Below are 22967 nucleotides of genomic sequence, written 5' to 3' on the forward strand. Positions count from 1 at the left end.
AGTGAGAATATGATTCTCGTGAATTGCAAAGGAGTTTTCCATGGGACAACTGTCGCATAGGGTCGACATTCCGTTTCCGCTGTTCGATGCGGACAACCACCTGTACGAGCCGCCGGAGGCGATGACCAAGTACCTCCCCAAGGAGTACAAGGACATCGTCCAGTACGTCGAGGTCAACGGCCGCACCAAGATCGCGATCGACGGCCACATCAGCAACTACATCCCGAACCCCACGTTCTCGCATGTCGCCAAGCCCGGCGCCTGGGAGGAGTACTTCAAGTTCGGCAACCCGGACGGCAAGAGCAAGCGTGAGCTGTTCGGTGAGCCGATGCGGTCCATCCCGGCGTTCTTCGAGCCGGCTCCGCGGCTGGAGCTGATGAACGAGCTCGGTGTCGACCGCAGCCTCATGTTCCCGACGCTGGCCAGCCTCATCGAGGAGCGGCTGCGCGACAACCCGGTCGCCATCCACGTCATCATCCACTCGCTCAACCAGTGGCTCGACGAGGTGTGGGGCTTCAACTACCAGAACCGCATCTTCGTCACCCCGGTCATCACCCTGCCGATCGTCGAGAAGGCCATCGAGGAGCTGGAGTGGGCCGTCAAGCGCGGTGCCCGCGCCATCCTGGTCCGCCCGGCGCCGGTGCCCGGCTTCCGTGGCCCGCGCTCGTTCGCATTGCCCGAGTTCGACCCCTTCTGGGAGCGCTGCGTCGAGTACGACGTGTTCGTCGGCATGCACTCCTCCGACAGCGGTTACTCGCGCTACACCTCGGAATGGGACGGCACCGTGCAGGAGATGCTGCCGTTCCAGACCAACGCGATGGGCATCCTCAACGAGTGGCGCCCGATCCAGGACGCGGTGGCATCCTGGGTCATCCACGGAGCCCTGTTCCGGCATCCGAAGCTCAAGGTCGGCATCGTCGAGGCCGGCTCCAAGTGGATGTTCCCGCTACTGGATTCGATGGCCGAGGTCTGGAAGAAGGCTCCGGAAGCTTTCCTGGGCAACCCGATCGAGGAGATCAAGAACCGCATCTACGTCAGCCCGTTCTACGAGGAAGGCATCGACGACCTGATCAACCTGATCGGTGTCGACCAGGTGCTGTACGGCTCCGACTGGCCGCACCCGGAGGGTCTCGCCGAGCCCACCCACTACGTGACTGCGCTTGAGCACCTCGCTGTCGAGGATCAGGCCAAGATCATGGGTGGCAACCTCGGTCGCCTCGTCACCACGTAACGGGTGTCGAACTGGCAGACCATCCCCGAGATGGTCTTGAGTGCAGCGGACCGGTTCGGCGAGGCCGAAGCTGTCGTCGACGGTCCGCTGCGTCTGTCGTTCACCGAACTCGTCGAGCGCATCCGGAGGGCTTCGGGTGCGTTCGCCGAGTTCGGCGTCGACAAGGGGGACCGGGTCGCGGTCTGGGCGCCCAACTCGGCCGAGTGGATCATCGCCGCGTTCGGGATCATGGCCGCCGGCGGCGTCCTGGTTCCGGTCAACACGAGGTTCAAGGCCGACGAGGCCGCCGATGTGGTCGCGCGGAGCGGCGCCAAGGCGGTGATGATTCAAAAGGGTTTCCTGGGACAGGATTTCGCGTTCACCGGGACCGATCTCGATGTTCCGACGATCGATCTGAAGTCGGACTTCTTGAGAAGTGGAACCCCGTTCACCCGGGACGTGAGCCCCACGGACGTCTCCGACGTCATCTTCACGTCGGGTACCACCGGCAGGCCCAAGGGCGCGATGATGAATCATCGTCAGACGCTGCGGGCCTACGAGGAGTGGGCCACCCTGGCGGATCTGCGCGAGGGTGATCGCTATCTGATGATCAACCCGTACTTCCACACCTTCGGGTTGAAGGCCGGGTTGGTGGCTTCCTTCCTCCGCGGTGCGACGATGCTGCCGGTCGCGGTGTTCGACGTCGACAATGCCGTGGAACTCATTGAGCGCGAGCGCATCACGATGCTGCCCGGGCCGCCCACGCTGTACCACTCGCTGCTGGCCGTCGCCGACCGCGACCGGCTGGCGACGTTGCGCGCTGGGGTGACCGGCGCCGCCGACATTCCGGTGGAACTGGTGCGACGCATCCGCGAGGAGCTGCCGTTCCAGACGCTGATGACCGGCTACGGGCTCACCGAGGCGGGCAACGTCACGTTGTCGCGACCCGGTGACTCGGCCGAGGACGTGGCCACCACCGCCGGACTTCCGTGCGGGGACGTCGAGGTGCGCATCGCCGATGACGCGGAGGTGCTGGTGCGCGGATACAACGTGATGCAGGGCTACCTGGACGATCCGGCTGCCACCGCCGAGGCGATCGACCCCGACGGCTGGTTGCACACCGGAGATCTCGGCGAGTTCACCGAATCCGGTCGGCTGCGGATCGTCGGACGCAAGAAGGACATGTTCATCGTCGGTGGCTTCAACGCCTACCCCGCCGAGATCGAAGGATTCCTGCTGGAGCATCCGGCGATTGCCCAGGTCGCCGTCATCGGCGTCGCCGACGAGCGGATGGGCCAGGTCGGCAAGGCGTTCGTCGTGCTGCGGGCCGAGCCCGCGGTCTCGCCTGTGGTGGCCGAGGACCTCATCGCGTGGAGCCGCGAGCGCATGGCTGGCTACAAAGTGCCTCGGTATGTCGAGTTCCTCGACGAACTACCGCTCAATGCCACCGGAAAGGTGATGAAGAACCAGCTCGAGTCCCGGATAACCGCCAGCCCGGGTTAAGTGAACGCACAGCACGTAAACATCATTTCCGCAGGTAAATGGCCATTTAAGTGCCTGCTGTCGATGATGTACTCTCGGGTCACTACCGCAAACTGATAACGTTATTCGCGTTAAGCAGGCTGCTGAACGGACAGGAGGTCGGCATGCCGTCCCGCAAGCCTTCGTCGCCGGTACTCGATACTAGCGAAGATGACGCGTCGCCAGGCGACGCACTCGAACAGGCCGAGTTGGCCGAGGCCGAGGCCGCAGAGGCCGAGGCCGTAGCGGCTGCCGCACGCGCCAGGGCCCGCGCCATTCGGCTGCGCAACCAGGCTGCCGCGGACGCGGTGGTCACGACGGTGGCCGAAGATGCCGACGATCCGGCGGACACCGAAAGCTCCGATACCCCTGAGATCACCGAAACCACCGGCGTAGATGCAGAGGCAGGAGCCGTCGAGGCCGAATCGATCGACGATGCCGAACCGGAGACAGCAGTAGCGGTCGCCGACGGCACGTCGTCGCGTCGCCTGCCGCGGCTACACGTCTCGCGCCTGTTCTGGAAGGTGCTGGCGAGCTGCCTGACGATCATCGTCATCGTGGGCCTGCTCGTCGCCAGCGGCTGGATGATCTGGCACCACCGCCAAGCTGAGCATCGCCAGCAACTCGCGGCCGAGTACACCGCCGCAGCCCGCCAGACCGTCGTGACGCTCATGTCGCTGGATTTCAACCACGCTCAGGACGCCGTCAAGAACATTCTCGACAACTCGACGGGCGAGTTCCGGGACGATTTCGAGTCGCAGTCGAAAGACTTCGTCAAGCTGGCCCAGGACGCCAAGGTGGTGACCGAGGCGAAAGTAACCGCCGCCGCCGTGGACACCATGAGCGATGACAAAGCAGTGGTCCTGGTCGCGGTCAACACCCAGGTCACCAACACCACAGGTGCCAACAAGCAACCGCGGCCGTGGCGGGTGGCCGTTGACATGGTCCGCGAGGGCGACCAGATCAAGCTGTCGAAAGTCGAGTTCGTGCCGTGACCGTGGACATCAAGAAGACCGAGAAGGACACCGAGACGGCAGTCGAGATCGACGGCACCGAGACGGCAGTCGAGATCGACGGCACCGAGACGGCAGTCGAGACCGAGAACACCGACGAGGCCGACGAGCAGCAGGCCGCGACGGAGGCCGACGTGGCAGAGGACGTCACCGACACCGCAGCCGACGAGCCCGCGTCAGGGTGGTCTCAGAAGCTGGCGAAGCTGTGGGTCCCGCTGGCACTGGTGGTGGCGCTGGTCGCGTCGGCAGCTCTGGCCGGATGGCTGTACTTCGCGCAGTTCCGCACCGACCAGCAGGCCGGTGCGGCAGCGTCCGCGACGGTACTCAAGGCCGCGAGCGACGGCACCGTGGCTCTGCTGAGCTACGCGCCGGACAGTCTCGACCGGGACTTCACAGCCGCCAAGACGCACCTGACTGGCGATTTCCTGTCGTACTACACCCAGTTCACTGAGGAGATCGTCGCCCCGGCGGCGAAACAGAAATCGGTCAAGACCACCGCAGCGGTGGTGCGCTCGGCGATCTCGGAGATCCATCCCGACTCCGCTGTGGCGCTGGTGTTCGTCAACCAGGCCACCACGAGCGCCGAGAACCCCAACGGGAGCTTCACCGCCAGCGCGGTCAAAGTGGGAATGAGCAAGATCGACGGCAACTGGTTGATCTCGTCGTTCGACCCGGTGTAGCGGGACCTTCCACCGACTGGCGTCAATCCTGAGCGTGACGCTCGTACTCCCACCGCTCCAGCCACGTCTGCAGCTCGTGCACCGCCAATGCGGTCGCCAATGCGCTGACCGCGACGAGGCCGAGCAGCAACGCACTCATGGCCGGCACCATGCGTTGTCGCTGTGGCGGAGGCCCCCGCGGGCGGCTGGACGGTGCGCAGAGCCACCGACTGCGTAGTGCGTTACCTGCCTCGGCACGGCGCTGTCGGGGATGTCCCGAACAGACTGCTGGATGGCGCGGTAGCGGTCACGCTCGGTCTTGCACCAGGGATCGGTCCAGCCTTCGAGCAGGTCACCGCTGCGCACCAGTCGATGCAGTGTCGGATGAGCGCCCGCAGGCACCGGCCGTCCTTCGATCATGGTCAGCGCCTCGTGCAGGGCGACCGCTTCGTGCCAGTCGACGGTCACCTCGGGCGCCAGGCTGACGTACTGGTGTCGCACGACGAGCAACGCATCGGCGCCCAGCGGTCGTAACCGCCACAGCGCAGAACGTAGCGAGGACACCGCCTTGTGCGGAGGGCTGCCCGGCCACAGCAAGTCACAGACCCAGCTGCGGTGCAGCTCACGGCGCTTCACCGCGGCGAGCGCCACCAACCGGCGACACGAGGGCGGCAACACCAGCGGTTCCGTGTCTCGATACACGGCGAACTCGCCGAGGAGGTTCAGCCTGAATTGCTTGGACATATACACATCCTCGAGTGAGGCCGGAGCCCTGGCATCAGTAGTCGACTACTTGTATTTCGGTGAGTTTCTGCCCACCACGCCGTCGGCAATCCACTGTCCTGCGCCCGGATGCGATGGAATTGCGGGAAAGCGTGGTGAGAAAGGGACACATCAGGTTGAACGAAGACACGCCTAACCCGGTTCAATCCCACCGCCTGAGCAGGATGTCCGGACGCGACCCGCACGAGCAGCATCGGGTGGCGAGTCCGTTGGAATTGCTGTTCGACCTGACGTTCGTCATCGCCTTCGGGGTGGCCGCCTCACAGTTCGCGCATCTGATGGCCGAGGGGCATGTGTCGGCTGGTCTGGTGGGCGTGGATGAACTTCACCTGGTTCGCGTCCGCCTATGACACCGACGACTGGGTATACCGCGTGATGACGATGCTGCAGATGGTCGGCGTCATCATCCTCTCGCTCGGCATACCGGCGATGTTCGCGTCCGTCGAACACGGTGGGCACGTCGACAACTCGGTACTGGTGGCCGGTTATGTGGTGATGCGAATTGCTCTGGTGGGGCAGTGGTTACGGGCTGCTGCGCAGGATCGACAACATCGGTCCGCCTGCCTGACGTACGCCTGTGCGGTCGTCGTCGCCCAGATCGGCTGGATCGTCCAGATCTTCGTGGAGACCTCGGTTCCGGTCTTCTTCGTCACCGCGCTGGGGCTGGTGCTGGTGGAGATCAGCGGTCCGCTGCTGGCCGAGCGGCGCATGGGAGGCACGCCATGGCACGCCCACCACGTCGCGGAACGATACGGACTGCTCGCGATCATCGCGCTGGGCGAAGGTGTGGTCGGCACCGTGGCGTCGTTGACGGCAGCGGTGGGGGAGCACGGCTGGTCCACCGACGCCATCCTGCTGGTGGCTGCAGGCACCGGGCTGACGTTCGGTATGTGGTGGGTGTATTTCCTGATTCCGGCCGGCGAGTTGCTGCACGCCAGGCGCCAACTGTCGTTCTGGTACGGCTATCTGCACGTGGCAGTGTTCGGTGCCATCGTCGCGACTGGCGCCGGACTCCATGTGGCCGCCTACTACGTCGACGGCCAGTCGAAGCTGGATTCCGTCGGCACCGTGCTGGCGGTGGCCATCCCGGTGGGCATCTACCTGTTGTCGATGTTCGTCATCTACTCATGTCTGGTGGGCGAGGCCGATCTGCTCCACGCGCTGTTGCTGGTGCTCGCCGGGGCTGCGCTGGTGGCTGCGGTGGCGCTGGCCGCATCCGGAACGTCGATGGCGGTGTGTCTGTTGATCGTCACCGCGGCTCCCGTGGTTGTCGTCGTCGGGTTCGAGGCCGTCGGGCACCGGCATGCCGCGGCGATCGTCAGTCGGCGTCTGGACATTCATCGACCGGGGTGAGTTTCGAAGCTTTCCAACAGCATTCGTTCCTGCTCGGCAGCCAGTAGGCGGCGCGTCTTGTGGCGGGTGATCAGGATTCCGATGGTGGCCAGGACCCACACCGCGTACTGGACGGACCATGCCACGCGGAACGAGGCGAACGAGTAGCTGTCGGTGCCGGACAGGATCAGTCCCATGGCCTGCATCACCAGCAGTGCCGCCAGGAAACCGCCCATGTTCACCATGCCCTGCGCGGTGCCGAGGTTGTGACTCGGATTGAACGTGCGGGCGAAGTCGAAGCCGACCATCGACCCGGGGCCGCCCACCGAGATGACCACGATGAGCACCACCAACAACCACACCGGCGCCGGGCCGGGCAGGGCCAGCACCACGGTCCACACCAAGGCGTTACTGGCGATGATCCAGAGCACGAGGCGCGACCTGCGGTGTGGATGGCGCCCGGTGAAGATACCGATCATGATCCCGGCGGAGATGGCGGCCACCACCGAGACGGTCAGCAGCGACCCCGCCGCTGTCTCCGAAAGCCCCTGCGCCACGGTGAGATAGGGCACCCCCCACATCAACGCGAAGACCGTCACCGAGAACTGGGTGCCCATGTGGGTGAAGAACCCGAGTCGGGTGCCGGGTCGGAGCCAGACGGTCTTGATGCGAGACAGCGTGGTGTGCATCGAGATCGGCTCGGGCGTCATCGCCGAACCGTGCGGTGTATTGCGGATCAGCGCCAGTGCCAACACGATCACCACCAGGCCGAATGCGGCGACCGACAGATAGGCGGGCGTCCAACCCCTACCGGTGAGGATCGCCAGGAACGGGACCGCGGAGAGCACCTGGCCGAGCTGGCCGCAGATGCCGGTCAACTGGGCCACCAACGGGACCCGAGCCGGCTCGAACCAGTGGGGCACCAGGCGGAGAACCGAGATGAAGGTCAGTGCGTCGCCGAGGCCGACGATTGCCCGTGCACCGATGGCGGCCGGTAACGACTCGCTGAGCGCGAGCACGAGCTGCCCGGCGGTCATCAGCGCGGCCCCGCAGACGATGAGAACTCGGGAACCGAAGCGGTCCAACAGTAGTCCGGCGGGAACCTGTGACGCGGCGTAGACGATCACCTGCAACACCACGAATGTGGACAGGACACCCGGACTCGCGGCAAACCTGTCGGCTGCCTGCAGGCCCGAGACGCCGAGCGTGGTGCGGTCGAGAACGGCGATGATGTACGCGAGTAGCCCGGTGGCCCAAACGATCCAGGGACGCACGCGGGCACCTTTCGTCAAATGTGTTTCGCGGGGCAGGGGTACATCGTCTCTCACCGTAGGCGTCGGAGCGACAGGGCCTGTTTGTCGCCGTTGTGAATTTCGCCTCCAACCCGGCTTCCCACCGATTCACCAAGTTGGCTGAAAATGCACTCTCATGTACGACTTGAGGGAGGGTGTAGGGCATATCCGCAGCTGATCGGGCTGCCGATCCTGCCATCGGGTGATGGAATGCTGGAGCTGCGAATTCGCTCGCGCCAATAACTGGGGAGTAGGGTGTCGGCATGAATCGCTGTTCAAACCGACGCGGAGGACGCCGGCTTGGCTGAGTACCGTCTTGAAGACCTGGCGCGCATTTCCGGCGTCAGCGCTCGCAATATCCGCGCTTATCGTGAACGCGGGTTGCTCGATTCGCCGCGGCGCGTCGGGCGCTCGGCGTATTACGGCGAGCGGCACCTGGATCAGCTGACAGCGATCAGCCAGCTACTGGCCAAGGGTTTCAACTCGGCACACATCGCCGAATTCTTCGTGGCGTTGCGCGGCGGCAAGGATCTGGCCGACGCCTTGGGGATTCGGGCCTCGGACTGGTGCCGGCCGGCGACGCTGGTTTTGAACGTGGACCCGACGGGAGCTGACGTCCACACGCTTGTGGAGTTCGGGTTGGTACGCATCGTGGACGGTGCTGTCGAGGTGACCGATCCCGCCTTGGCCGCGCTCATCAACGGTGCCGAGGACCATCGGCGCCTCGTCCGCAGCATGGCCCACCTCGCCCGGGTGACAGGACCGGCGATCCATCGTCTGGCCGAGTCTGCTGCCGCTGCTGTCGCTGAATGCCAGGAGGGACCTTCGGATGCGGGCCTGCCCGAGCTGGCCCGGGCGGTGGTCTCGGCCGGGGTGGGCCAGGCCCTGCGTGCGGGCGCGGCCACCGCTGAGTGATCGTCCACCCACAGCCAACGGTGCCGGCGGGTCGCCCAATGTCGGAGGCATCGGAGTGGACATCAACCACGTCCTGAAGCCGAGATTCGGTCAGCGGGACTGAATAGTTACCGGTGAGTAAGATATTCCAGCAAACTTTCGGCTCGGATGAGTGTGATTCGCTAGACAGAATCGGCCCGATTGTCTGCTGGTTCGCGGCCGGTTCGCGGGCCTGGATGCGGCGGAAAATTTAGATAACGATTCGATAACAATACTGCCTTGATCTGCGCAGTTATCCCTACTCGACCGTAACCACCTGCCAACAGGACGTTTGTCCCGAATGTCTTTGGGCGCCACTCGACGCGGCGTTACGTTACCGGCGGTTACCCATGCGTAGAACTCGCCAGTAACCAATCTGGGCGGAAAAAGCCCACCACCTCTTATGACACTCTTAGTACGGCGGGAATGTGCGTGACACCGTCCGGAGGGCTCCGGCGGCACCGCGTTCCTCGCCTGATTCGACGCTGAATCGCCGTGGACCTGTCGCCGGGCAGCCACACCGCCCCAGACATGCAGACAGATACCCAAGACCGCACGCGACAGCCACACGCGACACCATTCACCGCAGAACCACAGCAGCACCGAGGAGATAGCGCCAGTGACGATCTATGAACACGACCGGGTGTCCGCCGGTCGCAACGACGACTCAGGATCCGACGGTCGGCAGGCTGACTCCACCCACGCTCTCGTGGACCGGCTGAGCGCCGGTGAGCCCTACGCTGTCGCCTTTGGCGGCCAGGGCAGCGCATGGCTGGAGACTCTTGAGGAGTTGGTGTCCTCGGCCGGTATCGAGGCCGAACTGGCGACCTTGGCCGGCGAGGCCGAGCTGTTGCTCGAGCCCGTGGCCGCCGAGCTCGTCGTGGTCCGGCCCATCGGGTTCGAGCCCCTGCAGTGGGTCCGTGCGCTGGCCGCCGAGGAGCCGGTGCCCTCTGACAAGCAGCTGACGTCTGCCGCGGTGTCGGTGCCCGGCGTCCTACTCACCCAGATCGCCGCCGTGCGGGCACTGGCCCGTCAGGGCATGGACCTGGCCGCCACCCCGCCGGTGGCTGTCGCCGGTCACTCCCAGGGTGTGCTGGCCGTCGAGGCCCTGGCCGCCAAGGGCGCCAAGGACGTGCAGCTGCTGGCGCTGGCGCAGCTGATCGGTGCAGCTGGCACGCTGGTCGCCCGTCGTCGCGGGATCACCGTGCTGGGTGACCGCCCGCCGATGGTGTCGGTGACCAATGCCGAACCCGAGCGCATCTACGAGCTGCTCGAAGAGTTCAGCCAGGACGTGCGCACCGTACTGCCCCCGGTACTGTCCATCCGCAACGGCCGGCGTTCGGTTGTGATCACCGGCACGCCCGAGCAGCTGTCGCGGTTCGAGCTGTACTGCAACCAGATCGCTGAGAAGGAAGAGGCCGAGCGCAAGAGCAAAGTCCGCGGCGGTGCCGTCTTCGCCCCGGTCTTCGACGCGGTGCAGGTCGAGGTCGGTTTCCACACTCCGCGGCTGGCCGACGGCATCGAGATCGTCGCCCGCTGGGCCGAGGCCGTCGGCATCGACGTCGAACTCGCCCGCGCGATGACCGAGTCCATCCTGGTCAGCCAGGTGGACTGGGTCGACGAGATCACCGAGATCAGCGACGCCGGCGCTCGATGGATTCTCGACCTCGGCCCCGGCGACATCCTGACCCGCCTGACCGCCCCGGTGGTCCGCGGACTCGGCATCGGGATCGTGCCCGCCGCAACCCGCGGTGGCCAGCGCAACCTGTTCACCATCGGCGCGGTGCCCGAGGTGGCCCGCCCGTGGTCCAGCTACGCCCCGACCGTGGTCAGCCTGCCCGACGGTTCGGTCAAGCTCTCGACCAAGTTCACCCGTCTCACCGGGCGTTCGCCGATCCTGCTTGCCGGTATGACGCCCACCACAGTGGACGCCAAGATCGTCGCGGCCGCAGCAAACGCCGGCCACTGGGCCGAACTCGCCGGTGGCGGACAGGTCACCGAGCCGATCTTCAACGATCGCATCGCCGAACTGGGTGAGCTGTTGGAGCCCGGCCGGGCCATCCAGTTCAACACCTTGTTCCTTGATCCGTACCTGTGGAAGCTGCAGGTCGGCGGCAAGCGTCTGGTGCAGCGCGCCCGCCAGTCCGGCGCGCCGATCGACGGCGTCATCGTCAGTGCCGGCATCCCGGACCTCGAAGAGGCCGTCGAGCTGATCGGTGAACTCAACGACCTCGGCATCAGCCACGTGGTGTTCAAGCCGGGCACCGTCGAGCAGATCCGCTCGGTCATCCGGATCGCGGCCGAGGTGCCCACCAAGCCGGTGATCGTCCACATCGAGGGCGGCCGCGCGGGTGGCCACCACTCGTGGGAGGACCTCGACGACCTGCTGCTGGCCACCTACTCCGAGCTGCGCAGCCGGTCCAACATCACCATCTGCGTCGGCGGCGGCATCGGCACCCCCGAGCGGTCCGCCGAGTACCTGTCCGGCCGCTGGTCGGCCGCCCACGGCTACCCGCTGATGCCGATCGACGGCATCCTGGTCGGCACCGCCGCCATGGCCACCCTTGAGGCGACCACGAGTCCGCAGGTCAAGCAGCTGCTGGTGGACACCAAGGGCACCGACGCATGGGTTGGGGCCGGCAAGGCCTCGGGCGGCATGGCCTCCGGGCGCAGCCAGCTCGGCGCCGACATCCACGAGATCGACAACACCGCGTCGCGTTGCGGCCGGCTGCTCGACGAGGTGGCCGGTGACGCCGATGCGGTGGCCGCCCGCCGCGACGAGATCATCGCCGCGATGGCCGACACCGCCAAGCCGTACTTCGGTGACGTCGCCGACATGACCTACCTGCAGTGGCTGCGCCGCTACATCGAGCTGGCGATCGGCGAGGGCAACAGCACCGCCGACACCAAGCGTGACCACTCGCCGTGGCTGGACGTGACCTGGCGCGATCGCTTCGAGCAGATGCTCAAGCGCGCCGAAGCGCGTTTGAGTGCACAGGATTTCGGCCCCATCGAGACGCTGTTCGATGCCGCCGGCGACGGCGAGGCACTGCTGGAGGACCCGAAGGCCGCTCTGGCCGCGCTGGTTTCGGCCTACCCGGACGCCGCTTCGGTGCAGCTGCACCCGGCCGACGTGCCGTTCTTCGTCGAGCTGTGCAAGACGCTGGGCAAGCCGGTCAACTTCGTCCCGGTGATCGACAAGGACGTGCGCCGCTGGTGGCGCAGTGACTCACTGTGGCAGGCCCACGATGCGCGCTACGCGGCCGATCAGGTCTGCGTCATCCCCGGTACCGAAGCGGTGGCCGGTATCACCCGGGTCGACGAGCCCGTCGGTGAACTGCTGGACCGCTTCGAGCAGACCGCCGTCGACGAGGCGCTGGCCGCCGGTGCGCAGCCGCAGGCCGTGCTGTCGCGCCGTCAGGGCCGCGACGACGTGACCGGCCCCTTGGCCGTGCTGCTCGACGCCCCCGACGTGTTGTGGGCTGGGCGCACCTCGGTCAACCCGGTGCACCGCATCGCGGCGCCGGCCGACTGGCAGGTGCGTGAAGGATCTGAGAACCGTTCGGCCGCACACCCTTCCACGGGTGCGCGGCTTGAGGTGGCCGACGATCAGCACGTGGTGCTGTCGGTGCCGCTGTCGGGTACCTGGATCGACATCCGGTTCACCCTGACCGACGCCGTCCGCAGCGGCGGCGCACCCGTCGTCGAGGTCGAGGACGCGGCGACCGCGATGCGGTCGGTGCTCGCCATCGCTGCCGGCGTCGACGGACCGGACGCCCTGCCTCCCGTCCTCGACGGGGCCGCAACGGTCACCGTCGCGTGGAACCCCGAGCAGGTCGCCGACCACACCGGCGTCACCGCCACGTTCGGTGCCCCGTTGGCGCCGACGCTCACCGTCGTCCCCGACGCGCTGGTCGGCCGCTGCTGGCCCGCGGTCTTCGCCGCGATCGGTTCCGCCGCCACCGACTCCGGGTTCCCGGTCGTCGAGGGTCTGCTGAGCCTGGTGCACCTGGACCACGCCGCGCACCTGTTGTCGGCGCTGCCGACCGAGCCTGCCGAATTGACCGTCACCGCAACGGCTTCGGCCGCACATGACACCGAAGTTGGCCGCGTTGTGCCGGTTTCGGTGACCGTGACCAGTGCAGATGGCACCGAGCTGGCCAAGCTCGAGGAGCGGTTCGCGATCCGCGGCCGCACCGGCGAGGCCGAGCTGACCGACCCGGTTCGAGCCGGCGGCGCGATCTCGGACAACGCCACCGACACCCCGCGTCGTCGCCGTCGCGACGTCACGGTCGGCGCGCCCGTGGACATGCGGCCGTTCGCCGTGGTCTCCGGTGACCACAACCCGATCCACACCGACCGGGCCGCCGCACTGCTGGCCGGTCTGGAATCGCCCATCGTGCACGGCATGTGGCTGTCGGCTGCTGCACAGCACGTCGTCACCGCCACCGACGGCAAGCCGATTCCGCCGGCGAAGCTGGTCGGCTGGACCGCCCGCTTCCTGGGCATGGTCAAGCCGGGCGACGAGGTCGACTTCCGGGTCGACCGGGTCGGAATCGACGTCGGCGCAGAGGTTGTCGAGGTTCAGGCCCGCATCGGCTCCGAGCTGGTGATGGCCGCGACCGCGCGGCTCGCCGCACCCAAGACCGTCTACGCGTTCCCCGGCCAGGGCATCCAGTCCAAGGGCATGGGCATGGAGGTCCGGGCCCGGTCCAAGGCCGCCCGCAAGGTGTGGGACAAGGCCGACAAGTTCACCCGCGAGACGCTCGGCTTCTCGGTGCTGCACGTGGTCCGCGACAACCCGACGTCGCTGATCGCCTCCGGTGTGCATTATGAGCACCCCGAGGGCGTGCTGTACCTGACACAGTTCACCCAGGTCGCCATGGCCACGACGGCCGCGGCCCAGGTTGCCGAGATGCGCGAGCAGGGTGCGTTCGTCGAAGGGGCGATCGCCTGCGGCCACTCCGTCGGTGAATACACCGCGCTGGCTTGCGTTTCCGGGGTGATCGAGCTCGAAGGTCTGCTGGAGGCGGTGTTCCACCGCGGCTCCAAGATGCACGACATCGTGCCGCGTGACGAGCGGGGCCGGTCCAACTACCGGCTGGCCGCGATCCGGCCGTCGCAGATCGACCTCGCCGATGATGACGTCGAGACCTTCGTCGCCGAGATCGCCGAGCGCACAGGTGAATTCCTGCAGATCGTGAACTTCAACCTGCGTGGTTCGCAGTACGCGATCGCCGGAACGGTGCGCGGTCTGGAGGCGTTGGAGGAAGAGGTCGAGCGTCGTCGCGAGATCAGCGGCGGCAAGCGGTCGTTCATCCTGGTGCCCGGCATCGATGTGCCGTTCCACTCCAGCGTGCTGCGGGTGGGCGTGGACGATTTCCGGCGCAGCCTGGAACGCGTCCTGCCGCGCGACCGCGACCCGGAGTTGGTCGTCGGCCGCTACATCCCGAACCTGGTGCCCCGGCCGTTCACGCTGGACCGCGACTTCATCCAGGAGATCCGGGATCTGGTGCCGGCCGAGCCGCTCGACGAGATCCTCGCCGACTACGACACCTGGCGTAACGAGCGTCCGATCGAGTTGTGCCGCAAGATCGTCATCGAGCTCCTGGCCTGGCAGTTCGCCAGCCCGGTGCGCTGGATCGAGACGCAGGACCTGCTGTTCATCGAGGAGGCCGCAGGCGGACTCGGGGTGGAGCGGTTCGTCGAGATCGGCGTGAAAAACGCGCCGACCGTCGCCGGTCTGGCCACCAACACGCTCAAGCTGCCCGAATACGCCCACAGCACCGTCGAGGTACTCAACGCCGAGCGCGATGCCGCGGTGCTGTTCGCCAGCGACACCGATCCGGAGCCGGAGCCGGAGGCTGAAGAGGTCTCGGCAAGCCCGTCCGCTGAGGCCGCACCTGCGGCCGAGGCCGCCCCGGCACCGGCAGCCGCCCCGGCGGCTCCGTCCGGTGGCCCACGGCCCGACGACATCACGTTCGACGCGGCCGACGCCACAGTGGGTCTCATCGCACTGAGCGCCAAGATGCGTATCGACCAGATCGAGGCGCTGGACTCCATCGAGTCCATCACCGACGGTGCGTCCTCGCGTCGCAACCAGCTGCTGGTCGATCTGGGTTCCGAGCTGAACCTGGGCGCCATCGACGGTGCGGCCGAAGCGGATCTGGGTGCGCTCAAGGGACAGGTCAGCAAGCTGGCCCGGACATACAAGCCGTTCGGTCCGGTGCTCTCGGACGCCATCAACGATCAGCTGCGCACGGTGTTCGGCCCGTCGGGCAAGCGCCCGGGCTACATCGCCGAGCGGGTCACCAAGACCTGGGAGCTCGGTCCGGGCTGGGCCAAGCACGTCACCGTCGAGGTGGCGCTGGGCACCCGTGAGGGCAGCAGTGTTCGTGGCGGCGACCTGGGCGGTCTGCACCCGGGTGCGCTGGCCAGTGCCGCCGATGTCGACAAGGTCATCGATGCCGCGGTCGCCGCGGTGGGTGCCCGCCAGGGTGTGCCCGTGAGCCTGCCCTCGGCCGGCGGTGGTGCCGGTGGCGGCGTGGTCGATTCGGCCGCGCTGAACGAGTTCGCCGAGAAGGTCACCGGTGCCGACGGTGTGCTGGCCTCGGCCGCGCGCACGATCCTGGGTCAGCTTGGTCTGGATGCCCCCGTGGGCGCCCCCGAGGCTGCCACCGATGCCGAGCTGATCGACCTGGTCACCACCGAACTCGGTTCGGACTGGCCGCGATTGGTGGCTCCGGCGTTCGATGCCAAGAAGGCTGTCGTGTTCGACGACCGCTGGGCCAGCGCACGTGAGGACCTGGTCAAGCTGTGGCTGGCCGACGAGGGCGAGATCGACGCCGACTGGCCGCACCTGTCGGAGCGGTTCGAGGGTGCCGGGCATGCCGTTGCCACGCAGGCGAATTGGTGGCAGGGCAAGGCGCTCGCCGCCGGTCGCACCATCCACGCGTCGTTGTTCGGTCGCATCGCGGCCGGTGCTGAAAACCCGGGCAAGGGTCGCTACACCAACGAGGTCGCCGTGGTGACCGGTGCGTCGAAGGGCTCCATCGCCTCATCGGTCGTCGGGCAGCTGCTCGACGGCGGTGCCACCGTCATCGCCACCACCTCGCGTCTGGACGACGACCGGCTGGCGTTCTACAAGAAGCTCTACCGCGAGAACGCCCGCTTCGGCGCCACCCTGTGGGTGGTCCCGGCCAACATGGCGTCCTACTCCGACATCGACAAGCTGGTCGAGTGGGTCGGTAGCGAGCAGATCGAAAGCCTTGGGCCGCAGTCGATCCACCTGAAGGATGCGCAGACCCCGACGCTGCTGTTCCCGTTCGCCGCGCCACGCGTGGCCGGGGACCTCTCCGAAGCGGGTTCACGCGCCGAGATGGAGATGAAGGTCCTGCTCTGGGCCGTGCAGCGGCTCATCGGCGGCCTGTCGACGATCGGCGCCGAGCGTGACATCGCCTCGCGCCTGCATGTGGTGCTGCCGGGCTCGCCCAACCGCGGCATGTTCGGCGGCGACGGCGCGTACGGCGAATCCAAGTCGGCGCTCGACGCGCTGGTGAACCGCTGGAGCGCGGAAAGCTCGTGGGCCGAGCGGGTCAGCCTCGCGCACGCGCTGATCGGCTGGACCAAGGGCACCGGGCTGATGGGTCACAACGACGCCATTGTCAGCGCGGTCGAGGAGGCCGGCGTCACCACCTACAGCACCGCGGAGATGGCGGCCATGCTGCTGAACCTGTGCACGGTGGAGTCCAAGGTGGCCGCGGCCAACGCGCCGATCAAGGCCGACCTGACCGGCGGTCTCGGCGACATCAAGATCGACATGGCTGAGTTGGCTGCCAAGGCTCGCGAGGACATGTCCAGTGCCGCAGGCGAATCCGAGGAGGAGGGTGGTAGCAACACCGTTGCGGCGCTGCCGTCTCCGCCGCGCGGACACAACCCGGCGCCTGCGCCGGAGTGGGCCGACCTGGATGTCGACCCGGCCGACCTGGTGGTCATCGTCGGTGGTGCCGAGCTCGGGCCGTACGGCTCGTCGCGTACCCGCTTCGAGATGGAGGTCTCCGGCGAGTTGTCGGCGGCCGGTGTGCTGGAACTGGCCTGGACGACCGGTCTGGTCAAGTGGGAAGACGATCCCAAGGCCGGCTGGTATGACACCACCACCGGTGACCTGGTGCCCGAATCGGAGATCGTGGAGCGCTACCACGACGCTGTCGTAGAGCGTTGTGGCATCCGCGAATTCGTCGACGACGGTGCGATCGATCCCGATCACGCCTCGCCGCTGCTGGTCAGCGTGTTCCTGGACAAGGACTTCTCGTTCGTCGTCTCCAGTGAGGCCGACGCTCGGGCGTTCGTGTCCTTCGACCCCGAGCACACAGTGGCCCGGCCGGTTCCCGAATCCAGTGACTGGCAGGTGATCCGCAAGGCGGGCACCGAGATTCGAGTTCCGCGCAAGACCAAGCTGTCGCGCACGGTCGGTGCCCAGATCCCGACGGGCTTCGACCCGACGGTGTGGGGCATCACCCCGGACATGGCCAACTCGATCGACCGGGTTGCGCTGTGGAACATCGTCGCCACCGTCGACGCGTTCCTGTCCTCGGGCTTCACCCCGACCGAGCTGATGCGTTGGGTTCACCCGAGCCTGGTGGCCTCCACGCAGGGCACCGGCATGGGCGGCATGACCTCCATGCAGACCATGTACCACGGCAACCTGCTGGGCCGGGCGAAGCCGAACGACATCCTGCAGGAGGTGCTGCCCAACGTCGTTGCGGCACATGTCATGCAGAGCTATGTCGGCGGCTACGGCGCGATGGTCCATCCGGTCGGCGCCTGCGCCACCGCGGCCGTCTCGGTCGAGGAGGGTGTGGACAAGATCCGCCTCGGCAAGGCCGACCTGGTGATCGCCGGCGGCTTCGACGATCTGACCCTGGAAGCCATCATCGGCTTCGGTGACATGGCGGCCACCGCCGACACCGAGATGATGCGGGCCAAGGGCATCAGCGACTCGAAGTTCTCCCGCGCCAACGACCGTCGTCGCCTCGGCTTCCTGGAAGCCCAGGGCGGTGGCACCATCCTGCTGGCTCGCGGTGATCTGGCCGCCAAGATGGGTCTGCCGGTGCTGGCCGTCGTCGGTTACGCGCAGAGCTTCGCCGACGGTGTGCACACCTCGATCCCGGCTCCGGGCCTGGGTGCCCTGGGTGCCGGACGTGGCGGCAAGGACTCGCAGCTGGCCCGCTCGCTGGCCAAGCTGGGTGTCGGCGCCGACGACATCGCGGTGATCTCCAAGCACGACACCTCGACGCTGGCCAACGATCCCAACGAGACCGAGCTGCACGAGCGGCTGGCCGACTCGATGGGTCGCTCGGCGGGCAACCCGCTGTTCATCGTCAGCCAGAAGACGCTGACCGGACACGCCAAGGGCGGTGCGGCGGTGTTCCAGATGATGGGTCTGTGCCAGATCCTGCGCGACGGCGTCATCCCGCCGAACCGCAGCCTGGACTGCGTCGACGACGAGCTGGCCACCTCCGGCCACTTCGTCTGGGTGCGCGAGACTCTCGACCTGCGCGGGAAGTTCCCGCTCAAGGCCGGTCTGATCACCAGCCTCGGGTTCGGTCACGTGTCAGGTCTGGTTGCCCTGGTGCATCCGGAGGCGTTCATCGCGTCGCTGGATCCGGTCGAGCGCGACGAGTACCGCAAGCGTGCCGAGCAGCGCACGCTGGCCGGTCAGCGCCGCCTGGCCGGAGCGATCGCCGGCGGGCGTCCCATGTACGAGAAGCCCGCCGACCGCCGCTTCGACCACGATGTGCCGGAGAAGCGTCAGGAAGCCGCGATGTTGCTGAACGCAGACGCCCGGCTCGGTGAGGACGATCTCTATGTGCGGTGAGTGCGGGCACGGAGAGGTGAGCTAGGTTCGCTTCCATGGCGATTATGGGCATAGGCATCGATGTGGTTTCCATACCTGATTTCGCCGAGCAGGTGGACCGGCCGGGAACCGTATTCGCCGAGACGTTCACGCCGGGTGAGCGCCGGGACGCCGCGGACAAGAGTTCGTCGGCGGCCCGGCACCTGGCGGCCCGGTGGGCGGCCAAGGAAGCTGTGATCAAGGCCTGGTCCAGCTCACGGTTCTCCAAGCGGCCGGCCCTGCCGGAGGGGATCCACCGCGATATCGAGGTGGTCACCGACATGTGGGGTCGGCCCAAGGTGCGGCTGTCCGGCGAGATCGCCAAGCACCTCGAAACCGTGACCATTCACGTCTCGCTCACCCACGAGGCCGACACCGCCGCCGCGGTAGCGATCATCGAGGAGCTCTAGCGTTGCTCCGCGAGCGTGCGTGTCTGCTGCCAGACACGCCGTGATCGAGCGGCACTTCGTGCACGTTCGCAGCATTCGAGAGTGCGGCTAGTGTCGACACCATGACTGATGTCGTGCAGCGGGTACAGCAGGTGTTGCCGTCGGTGCGGTCGGATCTGGAGGATCTGGTACGTATCCAGTCGGTGTGGGCCGACCCGGCCCGCCGTGACGAGGTGCACCGCAGCGCCGAGGCCGTCGCAAAGCTGTTGGCCGAGACAGGCTTTCCTGAGGTCCGCATCGTCAGCGAAGGCGGTGCGCCCGCCGTCATCGCGCATTACCCGCCACCTGCGGGAGCACCGACGGTGCTGCTGTACGCCCACCACGACGTGCAGCCTGAAGGGGATCCGGCCCAGTGGGATTCCGCACCGTTCGAGCCCACCGAACGTGACGGCCGGCTCTACGGCCGCGGCACCGCCGACGACAAGGCTGGTATCGCAACCCATCTGGCGGCCATCCGGGCGTTCGACGGCAAGCCTCCGGTCGGCGTCACGGTGTTCGTCGAAGGCGAGGAGGAATCCGGTTCTCCGTCACTGGGTGCACTCCTGGCTGCCCACAAGGAAGCACTGGCCGCCGACGTCATCGTCATCGCCGACTCCGACAACTGGAGCACCGAGATCCCGGCGCTGACCGTGACCCTGCGTGGCCTGGCCGACTGTGTGGTCGAGGTGGCCACCCTGGACCACGGCCTGCATTCGGGCCTGTGGGGTGGGGTGGTGCCGGATGCGTTGAGCGTGCTGGTGCGGTTGCTGGCCAGCCTGCATGACGACGACGGAAACGTCGCGGTCGCCGGCCTGCACGAGGCCACCGCTGCCGACGTCGACCGTGGCGCCCACTGGGTCCGCGAGGAATCCGGACTGCTGGACGGGGTGGCCGAAATCGGTTCCGGCTCAGTGGTGCAACGCATGTGGGCCAAACCCGCGATCACCGTCATCGGCATCGACACCACATCCATCGACAAGTCGTCGAACACGCTGATCCCGCGGGCCCGCGCCAAGATCAGCATGCGGGTCGCGCCCGGCGGTGACGCCCACGCGCATCTCGAGGCGTTGACCCGCCACCTCGAGACCCATGTGCCCTGGGGAGCCCAGGTCACCGTGACTCCCGGCGATGTCGGCCAGCCCTACGCGATCGATTCCTCCGGTGCGGTGTACGACGCGGCCCGCACGGCGTTCCGGACCGCCTGGGGCACCGACCCGGTGGACATGGGTATGGGCGGATCGATTCCCTTCATCGCCGAGTTCGCCGAAGCCTTCCCGGCCGCGACGATTCTGGTGACCGGCGTGGAGGACCCTGGAACCCAGGCGCACAGCGTGAACGAAAGCCTGCATCTCGGGGTGCTTGAGAAAGCGGCGACGGCCGAAGCGTTACTGCTCGAGGCACTGGGCAGTTAGCCCGAGATGGCCAGCAGCGTCGGCTGGTTCGTCGTCGGCCTGATCGCCTTGGCGATCGGCGCGGAGGTGATGGTCCGCGGCGGTGCGAAACTTGCTGCGCGCCTGGGAATCAGCCCGATCCTGATCGGACTGACCGTGGTGTCGATCGGCACCAGTCTTCCCGAGCTGGCTGTCGGCATCACCGCCGCGACCACCGGCAGCGGCGAACTGGCCGTCGGCAATATCGCCGGCACCAACGTCGTCAACATCTTGTTCATCCTCGGGCTCAGTGCGTTGATCCGTCCGCTGGCGATCCAACAGCGCACCTTGCGCTTCGACCTGCCAGTGATGGCGGGAGCCGCGGTCCTGCTCTGGGTGTTGGCCGTCAACGGCGTGCTGTCGCGCGTGGACGGGCTGATCCTGGTGTCTGGAGCCATCGTGTACACCGCTGTGCTGATCCGGATGTCGCGGCGGGAGAGCCGGGCAACTGTGGCCGGGTACGCCGAAGCCTTCCCGTCGGGACAGGCAAGCGGTGCCGCGGCGAAACCGCTTGGCGGCGGCGCACTTCAGGATACGGTCATGACGGTAAGTGGTATCGCCGTGGTGATTCTCGGGGCCGAATGGCTGGTAGGCGGGGCGGTGGGGATCGCCCGCGGATTCGGGGTGTCGGACGCGCTCATCGGCCTGACCGTCGTGGCGATCGGAACCTCGGCCCCGGAGTTGGTCACGACGATCGTCTCGACGGTGCGCGGCGAACGCGACATCGCAGTGGGCAACCTACTTGGCAGCAGTGTCTACAACATCCTGCTGATCCTGGGCATCACGTGCCTGGTACCCGCGCACGGGCTGGAGCTGACACACAACCTCGTGTGGATCGACATCCCACTGATGGTCGCGGCGAGCCTGGCCTGCATCCCGATCTTCGTCTCGGGCCGGCGGGTGCACCGAGCGGAGGGGGCCGCGATGATCGCGGCCTACCTCGGCTACCTGATGTTCCTGCTGACGACCCAGTTGTGACCAGTGTCAGACCGACAGTTCGCGGCGCAACTTGGCGACGTGGCCGGTGGCCCGCACGTTGTACTGCGCGACGGCGATCTTGCCCTTCTCGTCGACGAGGAACGTCGACCGGATCACACCCTGAATGGTCTTGCCGTACATGGTCTTTTCGCCGAAAGCGCCCCAGGCCGTCAACACCTCACGGTCCGGATCGGACAGCAACGGGAAGGTGAGTTCCTCCTTGTCGCGGAACTTGGCGAGCTTCTCCGGCTTGTCGGGGGAGATACCGATGACATCGAGGCCGGCGCCGTTGAGCTCGGCGAGGCTGTCACGGAAATCGCACGCCTGCTTGGTGCAGCCGGGTGTCGATGCCGCGGGGTAGAAGTACACGATGACCTTGCGGCCCTTGTAGTCGGAGAGCTTGACGACGTTGCCGTCGGCATCGGGCAGGCTGAAAGCGGGGGCGGTGTCTCCCACCTCGAGGCGCGGGGTTTGCGGCATTCGTGGGTATCCCTTCTTGTCGACCGGTTCCGTCGTCACGGCGCCGGCTGATCTAGGGTAGTGCGGCAGGGCAGCACGACATGGAGCGGCTTGGAGGAGCAAACAGTGGCGAACCGGGACCCGGAGAGCATCAAGCGGGATATCGATCAGGCTCGCGATCAGCTGGCGGTGACTGTCGACTCCCTGGCAGAGCGGGCCAACCCGCAGCGCCTGGCCGACGATTTCAAGTCGGCTGTGATCGGCTTCATCAAGAAGCCCGCCGTGACGGCGTCATTGGCCGGTGCAGGAGTGCTGGTGGTGTTCGTCGTCGTGCGACGGATCAAGCGGCGCTGAGTGTAGATCCGCAGGGCGCGCGTTGTGCGCCCTGCGGAGATGCCGCGTTCAGCGGCCCCGGCCCATTCGCCGCTCAGCGGCGGCGGAACAGGAGCCAGTCCGCCAACGAGAAACTCGGCGGATTGGCGATCCGGCCCAGGCGGTTACACGTATACACCATGACGGGCTGGTTCGCAGCAACAAATGCGGCGGTCGATGCAGCTGTGGGATCGGCGCCACCTACGGCAGGCATCAGCTAACACCCCTCATCTTGGCGCAATCGCCACGCGGTACCGGATCGCAATTAATCAGCTAACTTGAGATTAACACGGTTTCTGCCGTCTGACCAGCGGAAGCGCTGGAGTTGAATTCTAAGCAGTAACTTACGACTACGTCAACGCCAGAGTGTTGCCGTGACTCGTCGGGTTGCGTCACGGTTATCAGCACATTATCGAAGTATGTCGTCGACGGGCCTCTGGCTGTTACGGGTACCGTTCACCGCAAATTCGGCCGGGCCCTCTGGTGGCAGATGGAGAGTGGCTGCGTAGCGCGGGATGGAATCGGATCGGTTCACAGAAAAGTTTGCTGGCATGTTGGCGTCGCGTGACGCGTGGTCAGCCGTTCTGTCCTGATCCACGCTGATTTGGTGGGGAAAACGATTGGCAAACACGTATCGGTCTGATAATCGCCGGGTCTCTGTG

General features: G+C 66.6%; 13 protein-coding genes and 1 pseudogene. 11 read left to right on the top strand and 3 right to left on the bottom strand.

Features of this window, described 5'->3' with window-relative positions:
* Nucleotides 1-40 precede the first annotated feature (40 nt).
* The 4 genes from AC4ELH_RS05410 (at nt 41) to AC4ELH_RS05425 (ending at nt 4424) form a co-directional block, all read left to right on the top strand.
* Nucleotides 41-1231: an amidohydrolase family protein gene (locus AC4ELH_RS05410; protein WP_064887039.1), complete on the top strand. Its 1191-nt coding sequence runs from the start codon at nt 41-43 to the stop codon at nt 1229-1231.
* 3 nt (nt 1232-1234) lie between these two features.
* Nucleotides 1235-2713 (top strand): FadD3 family acyl-CoA ligase, encoded by a 1479-nt coding sequence (locus tag AC4ELH_RS05415; protein ID WP_498883410.1) that lies wholly within the window; start codon nt 1235-1237, stop codon nt 2711-2713.
* 143 nt (nt 2714-2856) lie between these two features.
* Nucleotides 2857-3726 (top strand): Rv1363c family protein, encoded by an 870-nt coding sequence (locus AC4ELH_RS05420; protein WP_498883411.1) that lies wholly within the window; start codon nt 2857-2859, stop codon nt 3724-3726.
* Nucleotides 3727-3800: 74 nt separating this feature from the next.
* Nucleotides 3801-4424 (top strand): twin-arginine translocation pathway signal, encoded by a 624-nt coding sequence (locus tag AC4ELH_RS05425; RefSeq protein ID WP_498883431.1) that lies wholly within the window; start codon nt 3801-3803, stop codon nt 4422-4424.
* A gap of 135 nt (nt 4425-4559) precedes the next feature.
* Here the strand turns inward: AC4ELH_RS05425 and AC4ELH_RS05430 are convergent, their stop codons facing one another.
* Nucleotides 4560-5147 (bottom strand): AfsR/SARP family transcriptional regulator, encoded by a 588-nt coding sequence (locus tag AC4ELH_RS05430; protein ID WP_463794568.1) that lies wholly within the window; start codon nt 5145-5147, stop codon nt 4560-4562.
* Nucleotides 5148-5350: 203 nt separating this feature from the next.
* Here AC4ELH_RS05430 and AC4ELH_RS05435 point away from each other — a divergent pair.
* Nucleotides 5351-6539: pseudogene (locus AC4ELH_RS05435) on the top strand (low temperature requirement protein A).
* On the opposite strand, the gene AC4ELH_RS05440 reads toward AC4ELH_RS05435, so the two are convergent.
* Nucleotides 6524-7792: an MFS transporter gene (locus tag AC4ELH_RS05440; RefSeq protein WP_498883412.1), complete on the bottom strand. Its 1269-nt coding sequence runs from the start codon at nt 7790-7792 to the stop codon at nt 6524-6526. The pseudogene AC4ELH_RS05435 and the gene AC4ELH_RS05440 sit on opposite strands and share 16 nt — an antisense overlap.
* A 318-nt stretch (nt 7793-8110) precedes the next feature.
* Here AC4ELH_RS05440 and AC4ELH_RS05445 point away from each other — a divergent pair, with 318 nt between their 5' ends.
* The 5 genes from AC4ELH_RS05445 (at nt 8111) to AC4ELH_RS05465 (ending at nt 21474) form a co-directional block, all read left to right on the top strand.
* On the top strand, nt 8111-8725 hold the full coding sequence (locus tag AC4ELH_RS05445) for a MerR family transcriptional regulator (RefSeq protein WP_110916827.1): 615 nt from the start codon (nt 8111-8113) through the stop codon (nt 8723-8725).
* A gap of 637 nt (nt 8726-9362) precedes the next feature.
* Nucleotides 9363-18620: a fatty acid synthase subunit beta domain-containing protein gene (locus AC4ELH_RS05450; RefSeq protein ID WP_498883413.1), complete on the top strand. Its 9258-nt coding sequence runs from the start codon at nt 9363-9365 to the stop codon at nt 18618-18620.
* A 35-nt stretch (nt 18621-18655) separates the two neighbouring features.
* Nucleotides 18656-19048 carry a holo-ACP synthase AcpS gene (gene acpS / locus AC4ELH_RS05455; protein WP_003880044.1) on the top strand — a complete coding sequence of 131 codons (393 nt, stop codon included), beginning with the start codon at nt 18656-18658 and terminating at the stop codon, nt 19046-19048.
* Between the two features lie 101 nt (nt 19049-19149).
* A complete protein-coding gene (locus AC4ELH_RS05460) occupies nt 19150-20478 on the top strand; it encodes a dipeptidase (protein WP_448448230.1) in 1329 nt (442 codons plus the stop codon).
* 6 nt (nt 20479-20484) lie between these two features.
* Nucleotides 20485-21474, top strand: a complete 990-nt coding sequence (locus tag AC4ELH_RS05465; RefSeq protein ID WP_064938066.1) for a calcium/sodium antiporter — start codon at nt 20485-20487, stop codon at nt 21472-21474.
* A 6-nt stretch (nt 21475-21480) separates the two neighbouring features.
* Here the strand turns inward: AC4ELH_RS05465 and bcp are convergent, their stop codons facing one another.
* Nucleotides 21481-21954, bottom strand: a complete 474-nt coding sequence (gene bcp, locus AC4ELH_RS05470) for a thioredoxin-dependent thiol peroxidase (RefSeq protein ID WP_498883414.1) — start codon at nt 21952-21954, stop codon at nt 21481-21483.
* Between the two features lie 105 nt (nt 21955-22059).
* On the opposite strand from bcp, the gene AC4ELH_RS05475 reads away from it, so the two are divergent.
* The gene (locus tag AC4ELH_RS05475) at nt 22060-22287 is read left to right on the top strand and encodes a DUF3618 domain-containing protein (protein ID WP_044524135.1); all 228 of its coding nucleotides are present in this window, start codon (nt 22060-22062) and stop codon (nt 22285-22287) included.
* The last annotated feature ends 680 nt before the right edge of the window (nt 22288-22967 follow it).

It is taken from the genome of Mycobacterium shunyiense (assembly GCF_058270075.1).

Coding starts and splice junctions, on each gene's coding strand:
- AC4ELH_RS05430 (WP_463794568.1), bottom strand. CDS start 5,147: ATGTCCAAGCAATTCAGGCTGAACCTCCTCGGCGAGTTCGCCGTGTAT.
- AC4ELH_RS05460 (WP_448448230.1), top strand. CDS start 19,150: ATGACTGATGTCGTGCAGCGGGTACAGCAGGTGTTGCCGTCGGTGCGG.
- bcp (WP_498883414.1), bottom strand. CDS start 21,954: ATGCCGCAAACCCCGCGCCTCGAGGTGGGAGACACCGCCCCCGCTTTC.
- acpS (WP_003880044.1), top strand. CDS start 18,656: ATGGCGATTATGGGCATAGGCATCGATGTGGTTTCCATACCTGATTTC.
- AC4ELH_RS05420 (WP_498883411.1), top strand. CDS start 2,857: ATGCCGTCCCGCAAGCCTTCGTCGCCGGTACTCGATACTAGCGAAGAT.
- AC4ELH_RS05410 (WP_064887039.1), top strand. CDS start 41: ATGGGACAACTGTCGCATAGGGTCGACATTCCGTTTCCGCTGTTCGAT.
- AC4ELH_RS05465 (WP_064938066.1), top strand. CDS start 20,485: ATGGCCAGCAGCGTCGGCTGGTTCGTCGTCGGCCTGATCGCCTTGGCG.